This window comes from Koromonas soli, from assembly GCF_059726265.1.
The window spans coordinates 3,447,609-3,473,240 of record NZ_AP040872.1 but is presented as its reverse complement, the minus strand read 5'-3'; the positions used below and the strand labels follow the sequence as shown (position 1 = coordinate 3,473,240).

27 protein-coding genes and 1 pseudogene are annotated in these 25,632 nt (G+C 58.7%); 14 read left to right on the top strand and 14 right to left on the bottom strand.

The genetic code is table 11. The features are described 5' to 3' along the window. Positions 1-29 precede the first annotated feature (29 nt). The 4 genes from AC6IY8_RS15035 to AC6IY8_RS15020 form a co-directional block, all read right to left on the bottom strand. Positions 30-506, bottom strand: coding sequence for a GNAT family N-acetyltransferase (locus AC6IY8_RS15035; RefSeq protein ID WP_497775336.1), 477 nt, complete (start codon positions 504-506; stop codon positions 30-32). A 69-nt stretch (positions 507-575) separates the two neighbouring features. Continuing rightward, complete coding sequence (dacB, locus tag AC6IY8_RS15030) at positions 576-2,135, bottom strand: D-alanyl-D-alanine carboxypeptidase/D-alanyl-D-alanine endopeptidase (RefSeq protein ID WP_497775335.1); 1,560 nt, start codon at positions 2,133-2,135, stop codon at positions 576-578. A gap of 179 nt (positions 2,136-2,314) precedes the next feature. Further along, positions 2,315-2,758 carry a PA2169 family four-helix-bundle protein gene (locus tag AC6IY8_RS15025; protein ID WP_497775334.1) on the bottom strand — a complete coding sequence of 148 codons (444 nt, stop codon included), beginning with the start codon at positions 2,756-2,758 and terminating at the stop codon, positions 2,315-2,317. Positions 2,759-2,851: 93 nt separating this feature from the next. After that, a complete protein-coding gene (locus AC6IY8_RS15020) occupies positions 2,852-3,718 on the bottom strand; it encodes a transporter family protein (protein WP_497775333.1) in 867 nt (288 codons plus the stop codon). A 432-nt stretch (positions 3,719-4,150) separates the two neighbouring features. Here AC6IY8_RS15020 and AC6IY8_RS15015 point away from each other — a divergent pair, with 432 nt between their 5' ends. Continuing rightward, complete coding sequence (locus AC6IY8_RS15015) at positions 4,151-4,528, top strand: hypothetical protein (RefSeq protein ID WP_497775332.1); 378 nt, start codon at positions 4,151-4,153, stop codon at positions 4,526-4,528. Between the two features lie 134 nt (positions 4,529-4,662). On the opposite strand, the gene panC is transcribed toward AC6IY8_RS15015, so the two are convergent. The 4 genes from panC to AC6IY8_RS14995 all read right to left on the bottom strand — a co-directional run bounded on the left by panC (position 4,663) and on the right by AC6IY8_RS14995 (position 8,468). Next, a complete protein-coding gene (panC, locus tag AC6IY8_RS15010) occupies positions 4,663-5,511 on the bottom strand; it encodes a pantoate--beta-alanine ligase (protein ID WP_497775331.1) in 849 nt (282 codons plus the stop codon). Positions 5,512-5,521: 10 nt separating this feature from the next. Then, a complete protein-coding gene (locus tag AC6IY8_RS15005) occupies positions 5,522-6,214 on the bottom strand; it encodes a hypothetical protein (RefSeq protein WP_497775330.1) in 693 nt (230 codons plus the stop codon). A gap of 7 nt (positions 6,215-6,221) precedes the next feature. Next, positions 6,222-7,112 (bottom strand): 3-methyl-2-oxobutanoate hydroxymethyltransferase, encoded by an 891-nt coding sequence (panB, locus tag AC6IY8_RS15000; RefSeq protein ID WP_497775329.1) that lies wholly within the window; start codon positions 7,110-7,112, stop codon positions 6,222-6,224. Positions 7,113-7,583: 471 nt separating this feature from the next. Beyond that, complete coding sequence (locus tag AC6IY8_RS14995) at positions 7,584-8,468, bottom strand: NAD(P)-dependent oxidoreductase (protein WP_497775328.1); 885 nt, start codon at positions 8,466-8,468, stop codon at positions 7,584-7,586. Positions 8,469-8,626: 158 nt separating this feature from the next. On the opposite strand from AC6IY8_RS14995, the gene AC6IY8_RS14990 reads away from it, so the two are divergent. Next, a complete protein-coding gene (locus AC6IY8_RS14990; protein WP_497775327.1) occupies positions 8,627-9,631 on the top strand; it encodes a zinc-dependent alcohol dehydrogenase family protein in 1,005 nt (334 codons plus the stop codon). A 7-nt stretch (positions 9,632-9,638) separates the two neighbouring features. On the opposite strand, the gene AC6IY8_RS14985 is transcribed toward AC6IY8_RS14990, so the two are convergent. Next, positions 9,639-10,145, bottom strand: coding sequence for a DUF2721 domain-containing protein (locus AC6IY8_RS14985; RefSeq protein ID WP_497775326.1), 507 nt, complete (start codon positions 10,143-10,145; stop codon positions 9,639-9,641). An 89-nt stretch (positions 10,146-10,234) separates the two neighbouring features. Continuing rightward, positions 10,235-10,897: a deoxynucleoside kinase gene (locus tag AC6IY8_RS14980; protein WP_497775325.1), complete on the bottom strand. Its 663-nt coding sequence runs from the start codon at positions 10,895-10,897 to the stop codon at positions 10,235-10,237. 148 nt (positions 10,898-11,045) lie between these two features. Between AC6IY8_RS14980 and AC6IY8_RS14975 the strand changes: the two genes are divergently transcribed. The 4 genes from AC6IY8_RS14975 (at position 11,046) to AC6IY8_RS14960 (ending at position 13,462) form a co-directional block, all read left to right on the top strand. Beyond that, positions 11,046-11,789 carry a polysaccharide deacetylase family protein gene (locus AC6IY8_RS14975; RefSeq protein ID WP_497775324.1) on the top strand — a complete coding sequence of 248 codons (744 nt, stop codon included), beginning with the start codon at positions 11,046-11,048 and terminating at the stop codon, positions 11,787-11,789. Between the two features lie 115 nt (positions 11,790-11,904). Continuing rightward, entirely contained in the window at positions 11,905-12,471 is a 567-nt protein-coding gene (locus AC6IY8_RS14970; RefSeq protein WP_497775323.1) for a rhodanese-like domain-containing protein, read from the top strand. A 39-nt stretch (positions 12,472-12,510) separates the two neighbouring features. Continuing rightward, positions 12,511-13,035 (top strand): RNA polymerase sigma factor, encoded by a 525-nt coding sequence (locus AC6IY8_RS14965; RefSeq protein WP_497775322.1) that lies wholly within the window; start codon positions 12,511-12,513, stop codon positions 13,033-13,035. A 19-nt stretch (positions 13,036-13,054) separates the two neighbouring features. Continuing rightward, positions 13,055-13,462 (top strand): OsmC family protein, encoded by a 408-nt coding sequence (locus tag AC6IY8_RS14960; protein ID WP_497775321.1) that lies wholly within the window; start codon positions 13,055-13,057, stop codon positions 13,460-13,462. Between the two features lie 74 nt (positions 13,463-13,536). On the opposite strand, the gene purE is transcribed toward AC6IY8_RS14960, so the two are convergent. Both purE and purD read right to left on the bottom strand, forming a co-directional pair. Then, on the bottom strand, positions 13,537-14,046 hold the full coding sequence (gene purE / locus AC6IY8_RS14955) for a 5-(carboxyamino)imidazole ribonucleotide mutase (protein WP_497775320.1): 510 nt from the start codon (positions 14,044-14,046) through the stop codon (positions 13,537-13,539). A 56-nt stretch (positions 14,047-14,102) separates the two neighbouring features. Then, positions 14,103-15,371, bottom strand: coding sequence for a phosphoribosylamine--glycine ligase (gene purD / locus AC6IY8_RS14950; protein ID WP_497775319.1), 1,269 nt, complete (start codon positions 15,369-15,371; stop codon positions 14,103-14,105). Between the two features lie 225 nt (positions 15,372-15,596). On the opposite strand from purD, the gene AC6IY8_RS14945 reads away from it, so the two are divergent. The 8 genes and pseudogenes from AC6IY8_RS14945 (at position 15,597) to AC6IY8_RS14910 (ending at position 23,288) form a co-directional block, all read left to right on the top strand. After that, the gene (locus AC6IY8_RS14945; protein WP_497775318.1) at positions 15,597-16,937 is read left to right on the top strand and encodes an Nramp family divalent metal transporter; all 1,341 of its coding nucleotides are present in this window, start codon (positions 15,597-15,599) and stop codon (positions 16,935-16,937) included. 91 nt (positions 16,938-17,028) lie between these two features. Next, entirely contained in the window at positions 17,029-17,625 is a 597-nt protein-coding gene (locus AC6IY8_RS14940; protein ID WP_497775317.1) for a hypothetical protein, read from the top strand. Between the two features lie 92 nt (positions 17,626-17,717). Further along, positions 17,718-17,789, top strand: a pseudogene (locus AC6IY8_RS14935) (zinc-ribbon domain-containing protein); the annotation flags it as partial. Positions 17,790-17,801: 12 nt separating this feature from the next. Continuing rightward, a complete protein-coding gene (locus AC6IY8_RS14930) occupies positions 17,802-18,452 on the top strand; it encodes a hypothetical protein (RefSeq protein ID WP_497778658.1) in 651 nt (216 codons plus the stop codon). A gap of 52 nt (positions 18,453-18,504) precedes the next feature. Next, on the top strand, positions 18,505-19,086 hold the full coding sequence (gene pyrR, locus AC6IY8_RS14925; RefSeq protein WP_497775316.1) for a bifunctional pyr operon transcriptional regulator/uracil phosphoribosyltransferase PyrR: 582 nt from the start codon (positions 18,505-18,507) through the stop codon (positions 19,084-19,086). Positions 19,087-19,099: 13 nt separating this feature from the next. Beyond that, a complete protein-coding gene (locus AC6IY8_RS14920; RefSeq protein ID WP_497775315.1) occupies positions 19,100-20,008 on the top strand; it encodes an aspartate carbamoyltransferase catalytic subunit in 909 nt (302 codons plus the stop codon). Then, positions 20,005-21,291 (top strand): dihydroorotase, encoded by a 1,287-nt coding sequence (locus AC6IY8_RS14915; protein ID WP_497775314.1) that lies wholly within the window; start codon positions 20,005-20,007, stop codon positions 21,289-21,291. The genes AC6IY8_RS14920 and AC6IY8_RS14915 overlap by 4 nt, the downstream gene beginning before the upstream one ends. Positions 21,292-21,362: 71 nt before the next feature. Continuing rightward, positions 21,363-23,288, top strand: coding sequence for a RecQ family ATP-dependent DNA helicase (locus AC6IY8_RS14910; RefSeq protein ID WP_497775313.1), 1,926 nt, complete (start codon positions 21,363-21,365; stop codon positions 23,286-23,288). 24 nt (positions 23,289-23,312) lie between these two features. On the opposite strand, the gene AC6IY8_RS14905 is transcribed toward AC6IY8_RS14910, so the two are convergent. After that, complete coding sequence (locus AC6IY8_RS14905) at positions 23,313-24,341, bottom strand: alpha/beta fold hydrolase (RefSeq protein WP_497775312.1); 1,029 nt, start codon at positions 24,339-24,341, stop codon at positions 23,313-23,315. Between the two features lie 70 nt (positions 24,342-24,411). Beyond that, positions 24,412-25,623: a glycine C-acetyltransferase gene (locus AC6IY8_RS14900; RefSeq protein WP_497775311.1), complete on the bottom strand. Its 1,212-nt coding sequence runs from the start codon at positions 25,621-25,623 to the stop codon at positions 24,412-24,414. Between the last annotated feature and the right edge of the window lie 9 nt (positions 25,624-25,632).

Sequence of the window (25,632 nt, the reverse complement as noted above, 5' to 3'; positions counted from 1 at the left end):
TCCGGCGGCCTTCCTTCACTAATGATTCCCTACCTCTTCGCCAACTCCCTCAGCGCCTCACCCTCCACCCGCATCGGAAGCCACTCTTTCATCCTCTGTGCCCCCAGCCCTTCATAAAACTCAATTGCCGGAGTATTCCAATCGAGCACCTGCCACTCATACCGTCCGCACTTCTCCACCACCGCGATCTTCGCCAGATGCAGCAGAAGCGCCTTCCCAATTCCTTTACCGCGATGTTCCGGCCACACAAACAGGTCTTCCAGATAAATCCCCGGACGTCCCTTCCACGTCGAGTAGTTGTAGAAGTACAGCGCAAAACCCACCGGCTCGCCATCCCACTCGGCGATCACGCAATAGAACTTCGGCTCCGCCCCAAATCCGTCGCGCAGCAAGTCTTCTTCGGTCGCCACCGCCATCTCCGACGCACGCTCATACTGCGCCAGCCCCCGAATCAGTTTCAGAATTGTTCCCGCATCCTCGCGCCGCGCCTTGCGAATTTCGAGCATCCACCGTCCTCCACCTCTAATCGAATGCCCTCAGTGTAAACGAACAAGCTCGGGTGCAAAGCAGCCTCTTCACTTCTGAAACTTCTCTGCCTCGCCCACAATCTCGTCCACCACCTCATTCGCCTTCTTGTTCATCAGCGTGTGATTGTTGGTCATGATCGAGAACACCAGCCGCTGCCCCTTCGTCGTCGTCAAATACCCCGATAGCGTATTTACATGATCGAGCGAACCCGTCTTCGCCCGTAGCATCGCTGACGCCGGAATGGTCTTAAACCGCGAAGCCAGCGTGCCATCCACTCCCGCCATCGGCAGGCTTTCCATAAACGCTTTGCCCCACGACTGGGTCGCTGCATACCGCAGCAGCTTCACCATCGCATGCGGAGAAACCAGATTCTGCCGCGACAATCCCGACCCATCCGAGATCGAGTACTCCTCCGGACGCACATCCGCCTGTGCCAGGAAAGGACGCAGCACCTCCAGCCCGCCTGCAATCGATCCGCTCATCCCTTTCTCGCGTCCCAACAATCGCAGCAGCATCTCGGCGTGCAGATTCTGGCTCACCTTGTTGATCACCGCAATGTCCATCCCCAGCGGCAGCGAGTCATGCTCGGCCAGCACCACCGGAGCCGCCAATCCCGGCTGCGCCGCAATCGATCCCTCCTGTCCGCCGCCCATCGGAACCGTCGTCGTCACCGTGATCGTCCCCAGGCTCGCCATCGCCGTATGCTTCGCCCGAGTCTTGCCATACATCGCCACGCCGCGCTTTTGCAGCAGCTCCCACAGCAGTCGTGCGCAGAATTCCGCCGGTTCCTCAATCGCCAGAGCCTCGCCCGCCCCGGCATCGTCCTGCGGAATATTTCCCCAAATTTCCAGCTTGTTCGCCCCCGGCTGCCGCTGGATAAACACCTTCCGCGGCCCCGTCCCCGGAGGCGTTGTCAGCACGCGATTCTCAATGTGGTAATACTCGGCAAATGGCGCAATGCTGACAAACGCGCGATCCCCCACGCGCTCCGCCGGCAGAATGTTGATGTACACCACGTTGTCATTCAGCGCCAGCGCCGATACCGGAGCGCCCCATTCCCACACCAGGTCGTCCTGCGACCACCCTTCGCCATAGCGCTCATACACAAAGAAGCTGTCGTCGGCCACGATATCGCCGTCGATCACCTTCACGCCGCGCGCCACAATCTGGTCCGCTAGTTCTTCCAGCACATGCGCCGGAGGCAGCGGCCTCTGCGTCCTTAAGTTGTAGGGAAGTGTCCGCCCGCTCAGGTTTGCATCGCCGCGCCCCACCAGCACCAGGTCGCCGCTCAGCCTGCCATACTTGTCCGGAACCGTCGCCGACTCCACGGTCGTGCGAATTTTGTATTCCGGTCCAATCAGCGCCAGCGCCGCCGCCGTCGTAAACAGCTTTGCATTCGATGCGGGAATATACAGCCGATCGCTTTCGTGCGAATAAACCACCTCGCCCGTGTCGAGGTCTTGAATCTCGATTCCCCAGAACGCCCGCCCCACATCGGGCCGCGCCAGAATCGCGTCAATCTTCTTTCCCAGATCCTTACGCTTTGCTCCCAGCGCCGGAGCGATCCCCAGCCACAGCATCAACCAGATAAGGGCAACGTTCCTCAATGACACACGCACACACAGCTGTCGCATAGGTAGCGCATTTTAGCATTGTTCCCGCCCCACCCTGCTTATCCCTATCGCGCCTTTGCCCTTCTTGCTTTTGCTTTCAGTGTCATCCTGAGCCGCAGGCGAAGGACCCCTACCATGCGCAACTCACCCTTCGACTCCAGGTCACCAGAACCTTACGCCGCCTTCCCGTCCCTCAGCGTCCTCACCTTGTCATGCGCCGCTTTCACCGACGAATACTGCCGCCTCACCAGTGCTTCCACATTGGGCGGTAGCCCTGCATCCATCGCTTTCTGATAGCTTTCCTTAGCGCTGTCCTCGCCCTGCTCCACGCTTTCCAGCAGCGTGTGATCTCCCCCGCCGAAATCGTCTTTCAGCTCAAACCACGCCCGATGCAGCACTGCTGCCGTGCTTCCTGTCTCATCCGGATGCGGTACTCCCATGCGCTCCATCACCTCTGTCAGCTCCACCCGAAACCGGCCCCGCTCGGTGCTCTGCTCCTGGAAGTAGTTTTTCAGTTCCGCCGTGTCCGCCACTCCGGCGGCATGCAGATACCCTGTTTCTCCGTCCTTGCAAATCTCAATCAGGTTCTGAATGGTGTCGCGCACGCTCTCGGCCATAGACGCCTCGCGCCTGAAACGGATGACGAACCCCACCCCGGTGCTGCCTCCTGTCCACGCCTGCTTTCCCCCAGTCCAGCAGCTCGCAACAACTCAGAACCCCCTTCCGCCTAGACGTTGCGGCATCCACCCCTCCGCGCGGGAATCTTTCGCTTGATCCTTGTCTTTCCCCCACGTCCAATACATCCCCACATACGCATAGTTCTCCGTCTGCCCCGCCACTGAATGCCCATAGCAGAACAGGAACTGTTGCCCCGGATGATGCTTGAAGTGGTAGTACCCGCCCACGTCCACCACCGCCGAAGACTCAATCTGCGGCGGTGCCATTCCCTCGCTGCCATGCGCAAACAGCTCCGCGCCCAGTTCAAGCCTCTCGCTGAGCTGCTTCTTCACCAGCCATCCCGTGTACGGAAAATTCCTGAACCCCGATTGCGGATTCACCACATACCCGCCCCCGCCATCAAAGGTCCATTTCCCCACGTTCTTCTGCATCCAGAGCGGCAGCTTGTACCACCCCCTGCCCACGCCCAGCCCTCTGTCCGCATCTCCCGTCGGAATCTCGAACATCGTGAACGATCCAATCTGTGGCATGCGCTTGCCTTCCTTGATGAAGGCGATCTTCGCGCCCAGCTCCATATCCGCAAGCCCATACTCTTTCGGCCCACTCCCGCGCGGAAAATACACCGGATGATTCCTCGGCGCAGCCACTCCAAACGGCAGCACCGCATGCAACTGCACCCTTGGCACCGCGCCCCAGTTGAACTCAAACGCCGGAGCCGACGCATCCATTTCCACCGGCGTCCCATCTGCCGAGCCGAAGACATAAAACTCGTAATGATGCAGCTCCACCGGCACCGGATCATCCGTCTGAAACGGCGGTCCCTGCGCCCACACCGCTGCCCCAAACAACATTACGACCAACAAAATCGCTGCCCTGATCCAGCTCACCCGAACCCGCATCGCAATCCTTTGCTCAACCAAAGAAGGTTTTCAGAACAAGAAGATTTTCAGAAGAAGACAACGCACTCAGTCCAGCTTAGATGCGCTCCCATTTTTCGAAGCTTCATCCCGATAAAGGTGTCTGCACTTGAGCTGTCATCCCGAGCAAGGTGTGTGCATGTGTGCAATTGATGTTTCATCCTGACCAAGGTGTCTTTTTTGAGGTGTCATCCTGAGCCGCAGGCGAAGGATCCCAGTCGCCATTCCATCTCCTCCTCCGCCCCAGGTCACCAACCACAACACAACGCGGCAGTTGCTCTTGTACTCCCCACCACTGCGCAACAGACTCGCCACACCCTGCATTCAACTAGCCATGCACCAACGTGCTACATCCTCCGCAACTTCTCCAGCAACTTGGGTTTTATAGTAACCAGAGCACGGAGGTTTCAGGCGATGTTCAAGAAAGCTGCACTTGCGTTATCTGGATTGATTTTCACTGCTACATTGATGGCCCCGCCCAAAGCAGCGGCCCAAGTACATGTTGGCGTCAGCATCGGAACACCCGCGCCTGTTGTCGTTCAACCCGCGCCCGTTGTCGTGCAGCCACAGCCCTACGTGGTGTATAGCGAGCCCTACATTGTCGCGCATTACTGGGATTCCGGATTCCACGGAGGCTACTACTATGAGCGCGGCACCCGCTATCGCGTCGTGCGCGGCCGTAGGTTCTATGACGACAGATACAGAGACGAAAGGGCTAGATATGATCGCGAGCATCACGATCATGGGCGCCATAACGGATGGGAGCACCATGGTCACGGCCATGATCGCTAATGATTGAAGGGTGTCATCCTGAGCAAAGCGAACGATCTCAGCCGAGGCTTCCATCGCCTCGTTCGCCCCAGGTCACCCACCGCCCAGCAGCACAAAAGGCCGCCGAATAGGCGGCCTTTACTCGGCAGTAAGGTTTATTTTCCTCTCACCACCACATTGTCGATCAACCGCGTCGTCCCAAACGAAGCCGCCACTGCCACCAGCGCCCCTTGCTTCACATCCTCCACCGGGTCCAGCGTATCGGAACTCACGATTTCGCAATAATCCAGCTTCGCCGCCGCCTCGCCGCCAATCACCTTCAGCGCGGCCTCGCGTAACGTCTCCACAGAGTTCTCGCCAGCATTCACCAGCGCCGCTACATGTTCCAGCGCCTTGTGCAATACCAGTGCCTGCTTTCGCTGCTCGTCCGACAGATACGCATTCCGTGACGATAGTGCCAGCCCATCGGCCTCGCGCACAATCGGCGCAATTACCATCTCGATGCCCATATCCAGATCGCGAACCATGCGCTTCAACACCGCAACCTGCGCGGCATCCTTCTGCCCGAATACCGCTACATCCGGCTGCACAATATGGAACAGCTTCGACACCACGGTCGTGACGCCTTTAAAGTGACCGGGCCGCGAGCGTCCGTCCAGCTTCTCGCTCAACCCCTCGACGTACACCACGGTCGTCGCGTCCTTCGGATACATCTGCTCCACCTTCGGCGCAAACACAACATCCACGCCCACTGCTTCCAGCTTCGCGCAGTCCGCCTCAAGCGTCCTCGGATACTTCGCAAAATCCTCCGTCGGCCCAAACTGCAACGGATTCACAAATATCGATACAACCACCACGTCCGCCCGCGAGCGAATCTCCTGCACCAGCGACACATGCCCCGCATGTAACGCCCCCATCGTCGGGACCAATCCAATCGTTTTCCCTTTGGCTCTTGCCGCGCGGCTCGCCGCCTGCATTTCGCGGATATCGCGAATCACTTTCATTTCTTCGTTCTCATTTCTTGTCTGAGTCTGTTTTGTTGGAGTCCTGCTGGGGCTGTGTTTCCGGCGCAGCTTTCGGCTGCACTTCCGGTGCGCTCTTCGGCTTCGCCACCGCCTGCCTCAAGTGCCAACTGTGAGCAGCTTTTTGAAACACCGCTTCCAGCCGCGCCGCATCCTCCGGCGCGCAACGCAGCGCAATCGAATACACCAGCGCATCGTCGCCTTCGATGAGTGCAATCTCCTCCATCGAATCCGTCTGCGCTTCGCTGTCGTGCAAGCGCACGCGTACTATCTCCGCATCGCGCCCATTGAGCTTCAGGCGGCTGCGTTCCAGTGTCTGTGATGTTGTCGAGGCTTCATCCGGCGTCAGCACCAGATCTACCAGCGTGTCGAGTGAAGGCGGATTGCCGCTCTTGTCCTTCTGTGGCACGTCGATGGCGGCCACCGTCAATTGCGGCCATGTTGCGGAGTTTGTTCCCACGTGCTGCTCGGCCACCACGAATCCAAGGTCGCCAAACACATCCCCCAGCCTCTGCCAGTTCGCAGGAACCGTCACGCACAATCCCACGCTCAACACACATTCCGTGCGTCCCGCCGTGGCGGCAGCCTTGTGTTGCGTGGGAGCCTTTGCGGTTTTCGCGGCCTGAGCATGTGCACCCGCGCCCAGGCCAGCGATCAGGAGAGTTGTTGTCAGCAGAGCTTTCATCGTCCGCTTACTTATGGTGGACGATCGTTGTGTCTTGATGGCTTTCCTCCAGCGCGCGCTGCGTCTCGCGCGGCAAGTGATACGACTCTTTGTCCGCCGGGAACTCGCCCTTGCGCACATCCTCGCAATACCCTTGGATGGCCTCGCCAATCAGCGTTCCCGCGTCGCAGTAGCGCCGCACAAACTTCGCCGGAGCGTTGAACGTCATCCCAGCCAGATCGTGGAATACCAGTATTTGCCCATCGCAATCCGGTCCCGCGCCAATGCCAATCGTCGGCGTCGTCACTTCGCGCGTAATGCGCGTCGCCACCTCGCGCGGAATCCCTTCGAGCACCAGTGCCGCCACGCCCGCGCCGTCCAGCGCAATCGCGTCATGGATCAGCGCATCGATGGCCGACATGGTTTTGCCCTGCACCTTGTAGCCGCCCATCTTGTGTACCGACTGCGGCGTCAGCCCAATGTGTCCCACCACCGGAATCTCTGCTTCGATAATGCGGCTGATCAGCGGCACTCTACCCACTCCGCCTTCGATCTTCACCGCTTCCGCGCCGCCTTCTTTCACAAAGCGAACCGCATTCTCCAGCGCCTTCTCGTCTCCCGTGTGATAGGAACCAAATGGCATGTCCGCCACCAGGAACGCACGCTTCACCGCGCGCCTTACCGCGCGCGTATGATGCAGCATCTCCTCCATCGTCACCGGCAGCGTGCTGTCATACCCCAGCACAACCTGCGCCAGCGAATCGCCGACGAGGATGAAATCGACTCCCGCCTCATCGGCAATGCGCGCCGTAGCGTAGTCGTATGCGGTGAGCGAAACGATCGGCTCGTGTTTCGATTTCTTTTCGGCGAGTGTCTGGACGGTAACGCGTGAGCGGAAATCGCCCGTGGTAATGCTCATAATCCCTCCAGTGTGGCTCCGCCTCTGCGGATGCCGCCTGTGCGCCTCAGCGCTGGGCCAGTTGGAATGACCGCGCTGATTTTAGTCCCTGCCGCCCCCTCAGGCAAATGAGGCACGTCACTCACCCCTGCTTGTATAGGGAATGCTCTTGTAAACAGGGTCATCCTGAGGCGAAGCCGAAGGATCCCAGCGCCGCCTCCATCTGCACCGCCACTCCAAGTCACGTGCCACCCGGATGCTCTTGTATCGCGAGCTGGCGGCTGTTCTCCCCACCCTTCACCCTAAAATCCCCTCACCCCCGCGCACATTTTCCTGTGGAATTCCCATCCTGAACCCTCAACCCCGCCCCACCATTAACCAACCATTCACGCTCAACGTCTTCCCCGTAACCGCCCCGCCAATGTTGCCCGTTCGCATCACCCTATTGCTGTAATGCACACGCCCCCGAGAGCCTATTCACCTCACATACACTCACCTCTTCGAGCCCAATCCTGCACTCTCCGAGATTGCTAATGTCAGCGCCGACCAATCCAGTTCGCCATGACCATTCGCTATCGCTGCCAGAAAGCGGTCGCGAATAATGCTGGCAAAAGGCATCGGCACTGCCAGCTTCTCCGCCGCCTGCAGCATCAGCCGAGTATCCTTCAATCCCAGCGGCATCTTGAAACCCGCAGGCGAAAACTTCTCTTCAATAATCCTCGGCCCGTAATTGTTGTAAGCCGGCGCGCCAAACAACGTGCCGCTCAACACCGCGAAAACAGCGGTCGGATCGACACCTGCCTTCCTTGCCACTGCAAACACTTCGCCCATGCTCTCCAGCGCGCAGGTGATCATGAAGTTCCCGCACAGCTTGATCAGGTTTGCGTGCTCCGGCTGCTCATCGATTTCAAACGTGCGCTGTCCCAGCACGTCAAACAGCGGCTTCGCCTTGGCCACTGCGTCTTTCGCACCCGCCGCTACAATGAATAACTTCGCTGCAGCCGCGGCATCCGGCCTTCCAAACACAGGCGCTGCAACATACTGCTGCTCTCGCTCCCGATGCGCCTCGGCGATGCTTAGCGAAACCGCCGGACTAATCGTGCTCATCGAAATATGTAGGCTTCCTTTCTGCATGCCTGCAATCAATCCTTGCTCTCCATGCACCACAGCCTCCACTGCGGCATCATCGGCCAGCATCGTTATCGACACTTCGCCCGCTGCTTTCGCGGGCGTATCGGCAATCTTCGCGCCGTCTTTAGCGAGTTCTTCGGCAGCATTGCGACTGCGGTTCCACACCGTCACCTCGTGACCAGCGCGAATAAGGTTGCGCGCCATGCCCTGTCCCATGTTGCCCAGACCTAAAAATCCAACACGCATTTCGATCTCCTGAGTTTCGATATACCTGAGATGCCCCGCTCTGGCAGCTGGTCGCAGCACTTGCGAGAGTTGTCGTCGAAGGGCATAATTCCGCACTGTCGCATGCAACCGCACGCCATGATTTCCTCGCAGCAGAGCGGTGTTCGCTGGAGCTACAGATGAAAGCAGCGCTCCTAACCTCTCCGGCACCCGTGTACCAGCGTCCGCTTCGCATCGCTGACATTGCAACTCCTGAACCCGCTTCGGACGAACTGTTGCTGCATGTGCTGGCTTGCGGCGTGTGTCGCACCGACCTGCACATTGTTGAAGGTGAACTCGCACCTCAGCGCGCTAGCCTCATTCCCGGCCACCAGATCGTAGGTGAGATCGTGCGCGGCGCAACCGCTGAAATGCCCATGGGCGCTCGCGTTGGCGTCTCCTGGATCGGCGGCACCGATGGCCAGTGCTGGTACTGCCGTCAACATTTCGAGAATCTCTGCGATGCTCCGACCTTCACCGGATACACCGTGAATGGTGGCTATGCCGAGTTTGCAACCGCGCGCGCCGACTTCGTGTTCCCCCTGCCATCTGCGCTCGATGCGCTGCACGCTGCGCCATTGTTGTGCGCGGGCATCATCGGCTTTCGCAGCTTGCGTGTCGCTGGAGTTGAGCGCGGCGAGCGCGTGGGATTATTTGGTTTTGGCGCTTCGGCACACCTCGCCATCGATGTGCTGCGCGCCTGGAATTGTGAAGTGTTTGTTTCAACTCGCGGAGCATCGCATCGCAAATTGGCGGAATCATTGGGTGCGAAGTGGGTTGGCTCAGAGCGCGAGCGTCCTCCAGTGGAGCTGGATCGCGCCATCACCTTTGCGCCCAGCGGAGACGTCGTCATATCCGCACTCTCCTGCCTTCGCAAAGGCGGAGTGGTTGCCATCAATGCGATTCATCTCGACCGCATGCCGCAGTTCGACTATGACAAGTTGCTGTGGGGTGAGCGTCAAATTCGAAGCGTGACCAATATGACGCGCGCAGATGCCCGCGAATTCGTTGCGCTCGCCTCTGAAATCGGCATGAAGCCGAAGGTCACGACCTTCACACTCGACGACGCAAACGACGCACTTCTTGCGGTGAAGAACGATGCCATCGATGGCGCAGCAGTAATCGTGAACGCCAACGGAGTCTGAAATCGCGCTACTTCTTAAGCTGGCGCGAAGCTTCCATCATCACTGTGCTCGCTTCTTCAGCAAGGTTGTCGAGTGCGATTGCCGTCTCGCGCACCATGTAAACACAGGCTGTAACCAAACTGCCGACGGAGAGGAATCCAATCACAAGTGCGAACAGTGCAGCAAGGCGCGACGGAACAGGCATTCCGTAGTGCACCAGCACTCCACCGAGCACTGCAATCAGAGCCTCTGCAGCGAAGCCGCCGACGGCGGCATAACCCAGGCGCAGAGCTTTTCCCAGCATCTGCGAGCGCTGCTTCAGCAACGCCGCCTGTTGTCGCAGCTTGTGATGCAGGTCAGAATCCTCCGCCACGCTTGCCATCACAGCCGCCACTGTTCGCGTGCGGTCAATGACACGAGCAATGCGGTTGCCGAGTCCGAGCACAAGTACGGTAGAAGAGTTCGTGAGCAGCGCCGGCGCGACCACGGCGGTCAGAACGGCAAACGGACTATCGGCTGGACCTTGTATTTGCATATGTAAATCCGTTACAGAAGGCTTGAGTAACGCCTGAAAGTGATTCTACTCGCGAGTGCTTAAGCGCTTTACAGAAACGGAGTGCAAGCTTACTCGCGCGCCGTATTCTGTTGCCCTAACGGCAGGAAATACTGTGTTCCCTTGATCGGCTCGCTCACCCGGCGCAGCAATGTCTGCAGGTCTTCGCTGCGTTCCACGAAATCAATTTCCGAGGTGTTGACCACCAGTAGATCGCTTGCCGAGTAGTGAAAGAAGAAATGTTCGTAGGCCTTTACGACTTCTTCCATGTACTCATCGCTGATCTGGCGCTCGTTGGAGGCGTTCTTGCGCCGCAGCCGCTTCCGCAGCACATCTATAGGGGCCTGCAAATAGATGACGAGGTCGGGCGTGGGCAGCTCGGCACGCAGCAGCTTGTAGTAGCGGTTGTACACACTGAGTTCGGCATCGCTCAGGTTCAGGTTGGCGAAGATCTTGTCTTTTTCGAAGATGTAATCGGCAATCACGATCTTCTGCGAGTTGCGCGCCTTCAGCGGACGCAGTTGCTCATAACGCTCTATGAGGAATGAAAACTGCGTCTGAAAAGCTGCCCCGGTCTCGCCATCGTAGAAGGCCGACAGGAACGGATTGTCCTCGGGTTCGTGTACCAGTTGCGCATGCATCTGGTCCGCCAAATAGCGTGACAGAGTGCTCTTTCCGACTCGAATCGGACCTTCTACAGCGATGTAGCGGGATGGTTCAAAGAGATTGGCCATAGTCGAGCTGGTCGCGTTTGCTTTTCAGAGGCTCAGGTGCAGGATAGCGCGCCATCCAAGAAGTGAGCAACAAGCTTCTGAAATACGGGACTGCAGAGACCTGCGTATTTCAGCGCAGGATTGCGGGAGAAGGTAGAATCAGTTTGCGATGATTGGCTATGTAGCAGGAACAATGGCGGCCGCTGCCGCAACCTTCGCCGGACTGCACACGATGGTTCCGTGGTCGCAGCTCTATGGAGAAAACTTCAACGGCATCGAGGAAGGCCGCAAGATTCTGGCATTGACCTATGACGATGGGCCGAATGATCCGTGGACGCTGAAGCTTCTCGATGTTCTTGCCAAGCACCAGGTGCTGGCGACGTTCTTTATGGTGGGGCGCTACGTGAGACAGCGCCCCGACATCGTGCAGGCAGTTTCGGCCGCAGGACACGCCATCGGCAATCACAGCTACACGCATCCGCACCTGCTGTTTTCAAGCGCAGCCAAGCTACGCCAGGAGTTGGAAGAGACTTCGCAGGCCATCCAGGAAGTAACCGGTGAGCGGCCTTTCCTGTTCCGTCCTCCTTTTGGAGGGCGTCGCCCCGGCCAGTTCAAGATGGTCGAGGAGATGAAGATGTTTCCCGTGATGTGGCGCGTTACTTGTTTCGACTGGTCAGCGAAATCAAAAGACCAGATTCTCAGACACGCGCGCCGGCAAATTGCAGGTGGCGAAATTGTGCTGCTGCATGATGGCGGGCATCTGCGCATGGGCGAGGATCGCAGCCTCACTGTGCAGGCCACCGACGAACTGATTGCCGAGTACAAAGATCGCGGATTCCTCTTCACCACGGTGACCGAGATGATGCAGATGCGCGCCGGAGTCGAGCTGCCATTCGGCGTGCAGCCACGGTAGTGCTTTCACAATTCGAAACGGAGACGGCCTGCGGGCCGTCTTTTTTGTTGAAGAAATAGGCCTAGTGGAGAATCCTTTTGCAGCACGAGCCCTCTTCATGAATAGAGGAACAAGAATGAGCACCATGATTTCAGTTGCGCAATTGAAAGAGGAGGTCGGACAGAGCCGCCCGCCGCAGATGATCGATGTGCGCACTACAACGGAATACGCCTCAGGCCACATACCATGCGCCGTGAGTATTCCCATGGAGCAGTTTGAATCGCGCCGCAAAGATCTGCGACTTGATGACGGCGTAGTGCTGATCTGCAAGGGCGCCACGCGCGCCAAAATCGTCGCTGGCTGGTTGGGAGACAATGCTGCGGTTCGCGTACTCGAGGGCGGCACGGACGCCTGGATTGCGAGCGGGGCAGAGGTCGTCACTTCGGTCAAAACGCGCTGGTCGCTCGAGCGGCAGGTTCGCTTCGGCGCAGGATTGCTGGTGCTGGCCGGGACCGTCCTGGCCGTATCGGGAGTCCATGCGGGAATCTGGCTTGCGATGTTTGTAGGCGCGGGGCTTACGTTTGCCGGGGCCACCGACATCTGCATGATGGGCATGCTGCTGGCGAAAATGCCTTGGAACCGAACGAAGCTGGTGAGCGGAACAGGGAATGAAATCGCGGCTCCCTCGTCCTGTTGCAGATAACTTCGAGCAGCGCGAAACGTTTTGCTCCACAATCGACGTATGAATTTCGAAGAGCTGACGAACGAGCACAAAGACGCGGTGTACCGGCAGATGCTGCGCGTTTGCGGCAATCAGGCCGATGCCGAAGACGTGCTGATGGAAGCGTTGTTGAAGGCCTATCGCAGCCTGGAACAATTGCGCGAAGCGAGCGCCTTTCGCGCGTGGCTCAGCCAGATCGCCCGCCGGTTGTGCTGGCAATTGCGTGAACGCGAGGCACTCGCTCCGCTGTTGCAGCTTTCCGAGATGGAGGATGCTGGCGCAGAACTGCCTTCCGGCAACGAACCACCCGACGTTGCGCTGGCGCGTCGCGAACTGAAAGCAGTGCTATGGCAGGCCATTGGTGAGCTGCCCGAGGATGCGCGCGAGGTGTACATCCTGCGCGACATCGAAGAATTGAGTGGGGAAGAGGTCGCAAAGCAGTTGAATATCTCGCTTGCGGCCATGAAGAGCCGGTTGCACCGCGCTCGCCGTGCGCTTCGAGAGCGGTTGGACGAAATACTTATGGCCAGCGCGGGCCGCACATAATTTCCGAAGGAGAAGGACAATGCTGGAAGTCACGGTAGATCATCTGGGATCGGTACAGTTCGAAATCAAAACGCGTGGACACTCTGTTATCAGCGATCAACCGGCGGAAAACGGCGGCTTTGACGAAGGCATGACGCCTCCTGAGTTGTTGCTCGCATCGCTGGGATCGTGTGCAGGATTCTATGCGGCGGATTATCTCAAGCGAAATAAGCTTGCGACCGAGGGCACCAAGGTTCGCGTTACGGCCGACAAGGCGAAGAACCCGGCACGGCTCGATAACTTCAAGATCGAAGTGGAAGTGGCGCTGGGACTGAGCGAAGAGCACGTCAAAGGCGTCACCGACGCCGTGCATCGCTGCCTGATTCACAACACGCTGACGCATCCTCCGGCCATCGCGCTGGAGATCAAATCAGCAGTGGCGAAGTAATTCATTGCTACAGCATCTACTCAAGAGAAAGGGCTTCCGTAAGCGGAAGCCCTTCAGTCTGAGTAAGCGTCGATCTACTTCGCGCGCGTTTCCTGCAGGCGACGTGATTTTTCTTCCACGCCTCGCGCCAGTTTCTCTTTGTAAGCAGTTAACTTGCGGGCCAGCACTTGATCGCCGGTGGCAAGAATCTGCGTAGCGAGAATTCCCGCATTTGTAGCGCCCGGCTTTCCAATGGCAACAGTCGCCACGGGAATTCCCGCGGGCATCTGCACCATGGCGAGCAGTGCATCGAGACCTCCGAGCGAGGTCGCGGCGATGGGCACGGCGATTACCGGCAGCGTAGTTTCGGCTGCGATTACTCCGGCAAGATGCGCCGCGCCACCGGCTCCGGCAACAATCACGCGGACGCCGCGGCCCGCTGCCTGGCGGCTGAATTCGCTGGTGCGCGCCGGGGAACGGTGCGCCGAACAGATATCGATTTCATAGGGCACCTCGAAGAGGTCAAGTGCCTTGGCGGTCTCGTTCATGATTTCGAGATCGCTGTCACTGCCCATGATGATGGAAACGAGCGGTTTTCTATCCATGTTCTCTGTTGTCACTTCCTTATAGCTGCACAGATGCATTCAGGGCCGCGAAGGATTTAACGCTTCAGGCGGCGGTGGGCAATGTCGCTGCGATACTGCATGCCATCAAAGCTGATGCAACGCACAGCCTCGTAGGCTCGTGCCACGGCAGACTCAAGCGATGTCCCGCGCGCCGTTACCCCGAGCACGCGGCCGCCCGCGGTTGCGATTTGCCCTTCGCTCAATGCTGTTCCAGCGTGGAAGACCTTCACTCCGTCCAGTGCCTGAGCGCGTTCCAGGCCGGAAATGATTGCGCCGGACTGCACCGGGCCGGGATATCCACCTGCGGCCATCACGACACAGACGCTGGGATCAGTTGTCCAGCGAAAGACACCGTCACTGATGCGGCCTTCGATGCTGGCCTCGAAAGCTTCGAGCAGATCGCTTTCCATGCGCATCATGATCGGCTGGGTCTCCGGATCTCCGAAGCGGCAGTTGAACTCGAGCACCTGCGGCCCCTTGGCGGTCATCATCAGTCCGCAGTAGAGGATGCCGGTGTAAGGCGTGTCTTCTGCGGCCATGCCCTCGATCACCGGTTGAGCTATGTGGCGCAGCAGCCAGGTTCGCATGTTGTCGTCGATCAACCCGGGCATGGAGTAGGCGCCCATGCCGCCAGTGTTCGGACCTGTGTCGCCATCGCCAATGCGCTTGTGATCCTGTGCGGCTACCAGTGGAGCAACGCGTTCGCCATCGCTCATTACGAGAAAGCTGATTTCCTCGCCTTCCAGAAATTCCTCGAACAGAACGTGATGCCCGGCTGAACCGAGCGAGCCCTGCAACATGGCGGTCGCAACCTGGGCGGCTTCTTCTTTGGAATTGGCGATTACCACGCCTTTTCCTGCCGCAAGGCCGTCAGCCTTTACCACGATGGGCGGGCTGAAGTTGCTGAGTGCGCCCTTGATTTCCGAAGCCGAATGTACCTGCACGTAGAGCGGAGTCGGAATCCGATGGCGCGTCATAAAGGCCTTGGAAAAGCTCTTGCTCGACTCAAGACGGGCGGCGGCCTGAGTAGGGCCAAAAACGGGAATGCCACGACGCCGCAGTTCATCCACGATGCCAAGCATGAGCGGAACTTCCGGACCGACCACGACCAGATCGGGGCTTGCCTTGATGGCCGCTTCGATGATCGAATCCAACCGGCTCAGGTCGCACGGGATACAGGTAGCATCCTGCGCAATGCCGGCGTTGCCGGGCGCGCAGAACACCTGCTTTACGCGAGGTGACTGCTTTAGTTTCCAGATAAGCGCATGTTCGCGGCCACCGCCACCCAGCACAAGAACTTTCATGACCTCTCCAACCGGAAAGGGTATGAGTTTGCAGCGGGGTAAGTCAATTGCAAGCGCAAGGTTTGTAGGTTCGGAGCGCTTCGCCAAGGGCTCCGAACAGTCGATTCGTCGGATGTGCAGCTTGAAGCTTTGAAACCTGCGCAGCTTCGGTTCATTCTGGTACGCTTGGTGAACTCGAACGCGGGCCGATTTGGCGGCCCTCAGAGCGAGTTTGAGGAATTAGGCGTGAGCAGCGAAGGACAACATTGGCGGGCAGACACTGTGGCCACCACATTGCCGGAGGTACGCACGCGCATTCCTCTGCCTTCCGGTGGAGTCATTCGCAAGCTGCTGGCCTTTGCCGGTCCGGGATTCCTGGTGGCCGTCGGTTACATGGATCCGGGAAACTGGGCCACGGACCTTGCCGCCGGATCGCGCTACAACTACAGCTTGCTATATGTGATTGCCCTCTCGAACCTGATGGCCATTTTGCTGCAGAGCCTCTCGATCAAGCTGGGAGTTGTGAGCGGCCGCGACCTGGCGCAGGCTTGCCGTGAGCGCTTCGGCCCTCGGGTAGCCTTCGCCCTTTGGTTGCTGGCAGAAGTGGCGATTGCGGCATGTGATCTGGCCGAGGTTATTGGTTCAGCCATTGCATTGCAACTGCTTTTCCATATTCCGCTGGTCATCGGTGTGGTGATCACCGGATTTGATGTGTTGCTGCTTTTGCTGCTTGAAAACCGCGGCTTCCGCTACATAGAGGCCATTGTGGTAACGCTGACTGCGACCATCGGCGTCTGCTTCGGATTGGAAATCCTGTTTTCGCGCCCCGAATTTGGATTGGTGCTCAAGGGAATGTTTGTGCCGGACAAGGTCATCCTGCACGATCCCATGATGCTCTACATTGCCATCGGCATTCTTGGCGCAACAGTGATGCCGCACAATTTGTACTTGCACTCGGCCATCGTGCAGACGCGCGATTATGCCCGCACTCCCGAGGGTCGGCGCGAGGCGCTGCGCTACTGCAACATCGATTCTGCCGTGGCGCTGACGATTGCTCTGCTGGTGAATGCCGCGATCCTGGTGGTGGCGGCGGCGACGTTCTATCGCGCCGGGCAGCATGAGGTAGCCGAGATTCAGGATGCATATAAGTTAATGTCCGGCCTGCTTGGCGTGACCGGTGCAAGCGGAATCTTCGCTCTTGCGCTGCTGGCCAGCGGCCAGAACTCGACGCTTACGGGAACGCTCGCAGGACAGATCGTGATGGAAGGCTTTATTCATCTGCGTGCCCGGCCATGGCTGCGCAGGCTGATTACGCGGCTGGTGGCGATTATTCCCGCGGTGGTCGTAACGGCGATTGCCGGCGAGAGCGGGACGGCGCAGTTGTTGGTATTTAGCCAGGTGTTGCTGAGCATGCAATTGAGTTTTGCTGTAATACCGCTCGTCATGTTTACCAGCGACCGCGAACTGATGGGCGAGTTCGTCAATTCCACGTGGCTCAAGGTGCTGGCTTGGGCGACTGCCCTGCTGATTGCAGGATTGAACATTTGGCTGCTGGTGCAGTTTGCCGGCCAGGCACTGCGAAAATAATTGACCGCAGCAGGAACTTCAGCAGGTTCACTGCCGTATTCATTCACATGCGCGAAAGTCGTGAGGCTTGCGCACAACTCTTGAGGGTGACATGAAAACGAAGATGCTAAAGGCTCTCAGCCTTGCCGCTATCGCCGGAGGTTTGTTGATCGGCGGCTGCAAGATCAAGCACGAGGATCACGGCAAGGATGAGAAAGTCAGTATTGAGGCGCCGGGAGCCAGTGTGAAGGTGGACACGACGACCGCCGCCAACGACTCGGGATTGCCGATCTATCCGGGTGCGCAGGAGAAGCAAGGGTCAGGCGACGACAAGAATCGCGCACACGTGAACGTGAGTACTCCGTTCATGCAGGTGAAGGTCATTACCGGGAAATACACGACCGACGATGCTCCCGAAAAAGTTCTGGCATTCTACCGTGGCAAGCTGGCCACCTATGGGACCGTACTTGAATGCAAAGGCAAGGGTGATGAGGTGCAGCTTGGGCATGGCAAAGGCCTCAATGATCCCGTCAAATGCAGCAAGGACCAGAAGAGCGGCGACGCAATCAGCCTCAAGGTTGGAACCGAAGGCAACCAGCATTCGGTTTCGGTAAAGCCGAGCGGCAAAGGAAGCGAGTTCGAGCTCCTCTACTTGCACATGGGAAGCAGCAAAGAGGATGACAGCTACGCGGGCAGGCAGCCGTCCTAAGCACGACTGATAGCAGCCTCGGCGCGTGTTTCATTTGCAAAAGTGAAGCCGCGCGATTTGCTTACCGACGATGAGGCTGTTAGGTTTTTCAGGTGGAGCACGTGTGCAGCCAATGCGGAGCAGAGGTAGAGAGCGGACGTCCGTTCTGTCCCAAATGTGGTGCGCCTCAGATCAAGGTGCCCGTTCGTCCTCCGACTGCTCCGGTCACTGAGCCGCTGCCGCCTGGCACGCCTGACGACTTGCAGCCTCCAGCAGAGCCCATAGAGGATCGCGGGCGTCCTTTCATAGTTCAGCCACAACCTGTTCCGACACCGACTGCGCCAAACGAACTGAACCGCCGAGCGGCGTTTCGAGCCGCGCTCATCGCGGGTGTCATTGCCGCCATCGGAACCTCGATCCCTGTCGTTCCCCTCGCCATGTTGTGCATGTTTGCCGCGGGCGGCCTGGGAGTTACGTTTTACCGGCGTCGCGCCGGACTGCGCCCGGTGACCACATGGATGGGAGTCAAGATAGGCCTACTGGCTGGCGCCCTCGGATTTGGGTTGCGAGCTCTGCCCAACCTGCTTGTGCTGGTCTCCCGCAATGCGCGTTCCAGCATGCGCGCCTTGCTGCTGGACAAACTGCGTGAGACGGCAACAACCTCTGGTGATCCCAATGTCGCCAATTCCATGCAGCAGTTCGGGTCCTATATCGGCAGCGACACGGGACTGGTCGTCGTGATTCTGCTCCTGGTCGTGGTCGCGGGCATTTTCTTCCTGGCGTTCAGTGCCATGGGAGGCGCGTTAGGCGCAGTGCTGTTTGGACGGGAAGGCGCGCGCAAAGAGTAATTCGGGGTTCCTTGCCGCCTGATCGCGCCGTCGCGTATCATCATATGCAGCTATGAACGTCATCTCACGGCCTCCTCATCTCCGCGAAAAAGGGCAGATTATGTCTGCCTCCGAAATCGAACGTACCCTCGTTCGCCTGGCACACGAAATTGTCGAAAAGAACAATGGCATCAAGACCCTTGGTCTTATCGGCATCCGTCGCCGGGGCATCCCCATTGCCGAGCGCCTGGGAAAGCACATCGAGCGCATCGAAAAAGCTCCCGTACCCGTGGGCACGCTGGACATCACGCTTTATCGTGACGATCTTTCCACGGTAGGCCCCAAGCCGGTCGTCGAGCCGCGCAAAATCGGATTCAACATCACCGACATGGACGTCGTGCTATGCGATGACGTGCTTTACACCGGTCGCACGGTGCGCGCCGCGCTCGATGCTCTGTTCGATCAGGGCCGCCCTCGCAGCGTAAAGCTGTTGACGCTCATCGATCGCGGACATCGCGAACTGCCCATCGAGGCAAGCTTCGTCGGACGCCGTGTGCAGACCTCCGAACAGGAAATCATCGAAGTAAAGCTGAGCGAGACGGACCAGATGGAGAAGGTGCTGCTCGTCGAGCGCGTACCGGAAACCGAAGGCTAAGCGAAGGTTCTCAATGAAAGCCAAGCTCCGGTCACTGCTCGGGATCGAGCCGCTGGATTCGGAACAGATTTCAGAAATCATTGCCCTGGCGAAGAAGATGAATCCAGCCCGGCCGCGTGTTACGCTTCGTGGTCGGCGCATCGCCCTTCTTTTCTACGAAAACTCGACCCGCACCCGCACCAGCTTTGAGATCGCGGCAAAATCCCTTGGCGCCTCCACGGTCGTAATTCACGCGACCACGGCCAGTATTGAAAAAGGCGAGTCGCTGAAGGACACAGGAAAGACGCTGCAATCGATTGTCGATGCCATCGTGATCCGGCATCCTAGTTCGGGCGCGCCGTTGCTGTTGTCGCGGCTGATTGACATTCCCATCATCAACGCCGGAGACGGAATGCATGCGCATCCGTCGCAGGCGCTGCTCGATGCATTCACGATCATCGATCACAAGAAGACGCTTAAAGGGCTGAAGATCGTCACCATTGGTGACATCTTCCACAGCCGTGTTGCGCGCAGCGATGCTCATCTGTTCAGCAAGCTGGGTGCGCGCGTGGTCTTCTGCGGTCCCGATGTTCTGCTGCCCGAGACTGCGCGTGAACTCGCTCCCGGCATTGAGATAGTACGTAACATGGAAGAGGCCGTGCAGGATGCCGATGTGGTGATGATGCTTCGCGTGCAGCAGGAGCGATTGGCGGGCATGCAGATCAATGTCGATGAATACATCCGGCGTTATCAACTGACGGCCTCCAAGCTGAAGCTGGCGAAGAAAGATGCCATTGTCATGCACCCCGGACCGATGATTCGCGGCATGGAAATGACAGACGAAGTCGCCGACTGCGAGCAATCCGTGGTGCTGGAGCAGGTATTGAACGGAGTGAAGGTGCGCATGGCGATTCTGGCAACGCTGTTGGGAGGCAAGCAATGAGCTCGATCCTGCTGCGTGGTGGCCACGTCGTCGATCCTGCAAGCAATTTCGATGCGCCGGCAGATGTGCTGTTGCGCGATGGCCGCGTAGAAGAGATCGCCGAGCCGGGAAAATCGAAGAGCACCGCCGATAAGACGCTCGACGTCACAGGTCTCGTCGTCGCTCCCGGATTCATCGATCTCCACGTTCATCTGCGCGAGCCGGGTCAGACGCACAAGGAATCGATTGCGACCGGAACCGCTGCTGCTGCGGCCGGTGGCTTCACCTCAGTCTGCGCCATGCCCAACACGCGGCCTATCAACGACTCGCCGGCCGTCACCCGCTGGATGCAGGACGAAGAACGTGGCGCGGTGGTGAACGTCTTCCCGATTGCGGCGGCTACGCTCGGCAGCCTTGGCGAAAAGTTGAGCGATTATCGCGGGTTGAAGCAGGCTGGAGCCGTGGCTTTGAGCGATGATGGCAAGCCGGTTCTCGATGACCACGTCATGCGCGAAGCGTTGGCCATGGCTGCCAAAGTCGGGCTGCCGGTCATTCAGCACGCCGAGGATACAAAGATTTCTGGCGGCAATCCGATGAACGAAGGCGTGACCTCGTTCAAGCTGGGCTTGCGCGGACAACCCGCGGCTTCGGAATGGCAGATGGTCGAACGCGACATTCGCCTTACGAGCCAGGAGGGCGGACGACTGCACGTGGCTCACGTTTCCACGGCAAAGTCGCTGCAGATGGTGCGGTTGGGCCGTGCGTCCGAGGTCAACGTCACTTGCGAGGTCACTCCGCATCACTTCCTGTTCACCGAGGAGTGCTGTTCAGCCTACGACACGCGCTACAAGATGAATCCGCCTCTGCGCTCGCGCGCCGATCGCGATGCCATGGTGGCCGCCCTTATCGACGGAACCATCGATGCCGTCGCCACCGACCACGCTCCGCACGCGCTCTACGAGAAGGAAGTGGAGTTCGATAAAGCAGCATTCGGCATCACTGGCCTGGAGATCGCGGTTGCAGCCACAATCACCTTGCTATATCAATCCGGCAAGGTGGGATTGAAACGCATCGTCGAACTGCTTTCGACCAATCCGGCGAAGATTGTCAATCTCGATGGACGAGGCACGCTGACTGCCGGTTCTGTGGCCGACGTCACCATCTTTGATCCCAAGAAGCTATGGACCTACGATGTGACGAAGACGCGCTCGCGCTCCCGCAACTGTCCCTATGACGGCATGCAGTTCTATGGGAAGGTGCTTGCGACCATCGTCGCAGGGCGAGTGGTGTACAACGAACTCTAGGACTGTCAACCGAGAGTGAAACAAAGGCCTGCGCCGAGCGGGCCTTTTGCTGTTAGAGTGAAGTTTCCAGCATGCATGATGTCGATTCCATCCTGACCTCGATCTTCGGACTCGAGCGTTTCCGTCTGCAGCAGCGCGAAATCGTGAATGACGTGCTTGCCGGGCGCAATTCGCTGGTAGTGATGCCGACCGGGGCAGGAAAAAGCCTGTGCTATCAATTGCCGGCCGTCGCCTTGCGCGGGTTGACGCTGATCGTTTCTCCGCTGATTTCGCTGATGACGGATCAGGTGCGGCAAATGCGCAGTCTGCGAATTCCGGCCATGATGCTGTCGAGCGGACAAAGCTGGGATGAGCAGCGCGAAAACATGTCGAGGCTGAGGGACGGCTTTCGCGGAGTGCTCTATGTTGCGCCGGAGCGCTTCAGCGCACCCGGATTCTTCTCCATCATCACGCAGCGCAAGCTGTCGCTGCTGGCAATCGATGAGGCCCACTGCATCAGCCAGTGGGGACACGATTTTCGTCCGGAATACTTGCGGCTCGGCGAGGTGCGCAAGCAATTAGGCAATCCGCTGACGATTGCGTTGACCGCCACCGCCACGCCCGACGTGCGTAAGGACATTGTGCGTTGCCTCGAGTTGCAGGATCCGGCGATTCACGTCACAGGATTTGATCGGCCCAATCTCAGCTATCAGTCGATTGTCTTCGAGAAGGCTAAGAACAAGCAGGAAGAACTGCTCGACTACTTGCGGCGACAGAAACTCGGCGGCATTGTGTACTGCTCGACGCGCAAGCATGTCGATGAGTTGACATCGCTGCTCGGCAGCAGGCTGCGCGGGCGCTCTGTCGTTGCCTATCACGCGGGAATGGATCAGGAGGCGCGCGACACCAACCAGCGACGCTTCATCGATCACGACGATGCCATCGTGGTCGCCACGAACGCTTTTGGCATGGGCATTAACAAGCCGAATCTCCGCTACGTGATCCACTACAACATTCCCGGCAGCCTCGAAGCCTACTACCAGGAGGCGGGGCGCGCTGGACGCGACGGACTGCCCGCGGAGTGCGTCTTGTATTTCGCCAAAGCCGACGTGATGACGCAGAAGTTCTTCGTCGACAAAATTGGCGAAGCCAATGACAGGCTCACGCAGAAAGAAATCGCAGTGCTGCGTCGCCGGGCCAATAAGCAGCTCGATTCAATGATCAACTACGCGCAGTGGGAGCGCTGTCGCCGACGCCAGATCCTCGAATACTTCGGCGAGGACCGCGTGCCGGAAAACTGCGACTGCGATGTGTGCCGCGCAGGCAGGCCGGTGCTGCGCGTCACGGGAAAAGCCGCGGACGCATCGGCCAGTGTGCGCTCCAGTTCGGGCGAGGTGCGGGCCGATCGCATGGAGCGCGCGCTGGAAGCTGTGGTGCTTGCCGGGAACGATGCGCGGCTGGCGCGGCTCAAGGATCTTCGCCGCGATGTGGTGCGCTCGCTCGGAACGTTGTTTTTCCAACACCTGCCGGACGATCTGCTGCGCGAGTTGATCGCCGATCCACCAACGTCAGCGGAGCAACTGCGCGAGCAGTTCGATGTTCACGAGAAGATCGTCGCCAACTTCGGAACGAGACTCCTGCACATCCTAAGTTCGTCGAATCCCAAAGCCGCGCCTGCCGCGACCATTTCAATCCCATCGCGTACAACAGCGCCGAAGCGCGAGCGCCGCGAATCGCGAGCCAAGGTCGAAGCGGCGAAGGATATCGCAGGCGGAAAAGTTGGAGTGCTGCATGGGAGCGCGGTCGAGGCGCGGTTTGAAAAGCTGCGCTCATTGAGATTGGAGATCGCGCGCAAGCATCACTGGCCGCCGTACTGCGTTCTGCAGGACACAACGCTTCTGGAGATTGCGCGTGTGCAACCGCGTACGATGCGGGACCTGCTCAACATCAAGGGGATGGGACCGAAGCGCGCAGAGAAATACGGCGAGGCGTTGCTGGAGGCACTCTCCAAGGTATAGCACCTCCGGCGGATACGGTTCAATTCACTTCAGTTTCCCTTCCAGCGCCGCCTCGACAAACTTTTGCAAGTCTGCGGCCTCGCAGCCTGTGGCAAGGTGTCCGCACTCGCCTTTCAAGATCAGCAGCGGCGCTCCGGCTTGGTGTGCGAATTCGATGCTATGGGTCGGGTTCACCATGTGGTCCTGCTCGGCGGTGACAATCGCCATCGGCACCTTCAAGGATTTCGCGGCTTCGGCCAGAGTCTTACCGGGCGCGACATCGTGCTGCAGGATGGCCTGCAGTTGACGCACACGATCATTGCCGTCAAAGGTGTCGCCGTCCTCCTCCTTCTGAATCTTCTGGAGGGCGGTATTTGCGGGGGTGTTCTTGACGAGATGATTTGGCGTAGTGAGCAGGAGCGTGTGGATGTCGGTCGTGGTGCGGAAATTTGGATGCCCTTTGTAATTTCCTTGCTTCCATTGCGCATCCTGCGTGATTCCGTTCATCTCCGCACGCATCAGCACGAGGTCATACGCACTTGGGCGCGGGGTGCCGACGATAGGAATGGCGATGTCCATGAACTCAGGATGTGAATACGCCCACTGATACGTCTGCATGCCGCCCATCGATACCGCGCAGACCGCATGAATGTGCTTGAAACGGAACTTCTCCGTTAGCAGCCGGTATTGGCTCTCGACCATGTCGCGCATGGTGAACTGAGGAAATTTCATGCGCGGCTGGCGCTTGCTGTTCGAGGGAGACGACGAGATGCCGTTGCCGAGTGCATCGACGGCGATGAAAGCGAACTTCCCGGGAACGAGGATGTTCTTTGGGCCAATCGTCCATTTGCCGAGCCCTTCTGTAGTGCCGAGAAACCAGGTGGGAACCAGCACGACATTCGATCCGTCGGCTGCAGGCGTGCCAAACACGCGATAGCCAACGCGGCAATCGAGAATGACTTTACCGCTTTCGAGCTTGCAGGTCCCGAGGTCGGCATACTGCTGCTTGCCTTCCTGTGCGAACAATGAGGTGGAGAGTAAGAGAATGATTGCGAGGGCGCGAGGAAATCTCATGCGAACTCCGGTGCAATAAAAAATGGGCAGCAACTCCGCTGCCCATTGTACTGCTCGCATTGAGCCAGAGTTAACTGATAAGGCCCATGCGCTTTCCGGTGCGGCCAAGCACTTCGAGCGCCTGGCTCAGTTCTTCTTCGGTGTGGGTTGCGGTCACGATGGTGCGCACGCGCGCCTTGCCTTCAGGAACCGTCGGGAATGCGATGCCAGTGCCCATCACTCCTTCAGCGAAGATCGCCTTGCTGAACTCCATCGTGGCGCGTCCATCGCCGATGATGATGGGCGTGATCGGAGTTTCGCTGGCCGGAGTGTTGACTCCGCCGATGTTGAAGCCGAGCAGGCCGAGTTCCTTCTTGAAGTAGCGCGTGTTGGACCACAGGCGCTCGATGAGCTCCGGTTCGTTTTCCAGCACATCGAATGCCGCGATACATGCGGCTGCTACGGCCGGTGGGTGCGAGGTGGAGAACAGGAACGGGCGCGCGCGATGATAGAGATATTCGATGAAGTCGCGAGTACCGCACACGTAGCCGCCGAGAACTCCGATGGCCTTCGAAAGCGTTCCCACTTGGATGTCCACGCGCCCGTGCACGCCGAAGTGGTCGATCGTGCCACGCCCGTTGCGTCCCAGAACGCCGGAAGAATGCGCGTCGTCGACCATCATGATGGCGCCATATTTTTCGGCGGCATCGCACAGTCCGGGCAGCGGCCCAATGTCGCCATCCATCGAGAAGACGCCATCGGTGATGAGCAGTTTGCGTCCGGGCTTATCAGCAATGCTGGCGAGCTGCTCTTCAGCATGTGCCACGTCCTTGTGGCGGAACACGAGAATTTTGGCTCGCGACAGGCGGCATCCATCGATGATGGACGCATGATTCAGCTCATCGCTGATGATGTAGTCGTCCTTGGTGAGAAACGAGGACACAGTGCCAGCGTTGGCCGTGAATCCTGACTGAAACACGACGCAGGCCTCGACGCCTTTAAACTTTGCGATCTTTTCCTCCAACTGCATGTGGAGTTGCATGGTTCCGGCGATGGTGCGCACGGCACCGGAGCCGACGCCATACTTCCGCGTCGCTTCGAGCGCGGCTTCGCGAAGCTTGGGATGCGTGGTGAGACCGAGGTAATTGTTCGACGCGAGGTTAATGACCTTGCGTCCATCGAAATGGCAGACGGGCGCCTGTTCATCTTCGAGGACACGCAGTTTAAAGTAGGTACCCTTCTGCTTCAGCGCATCGAGTTCATCAGAGAGAAACGCGAGCGGGTTGGTGCGAGTCGTGGACATGAGTTCTCC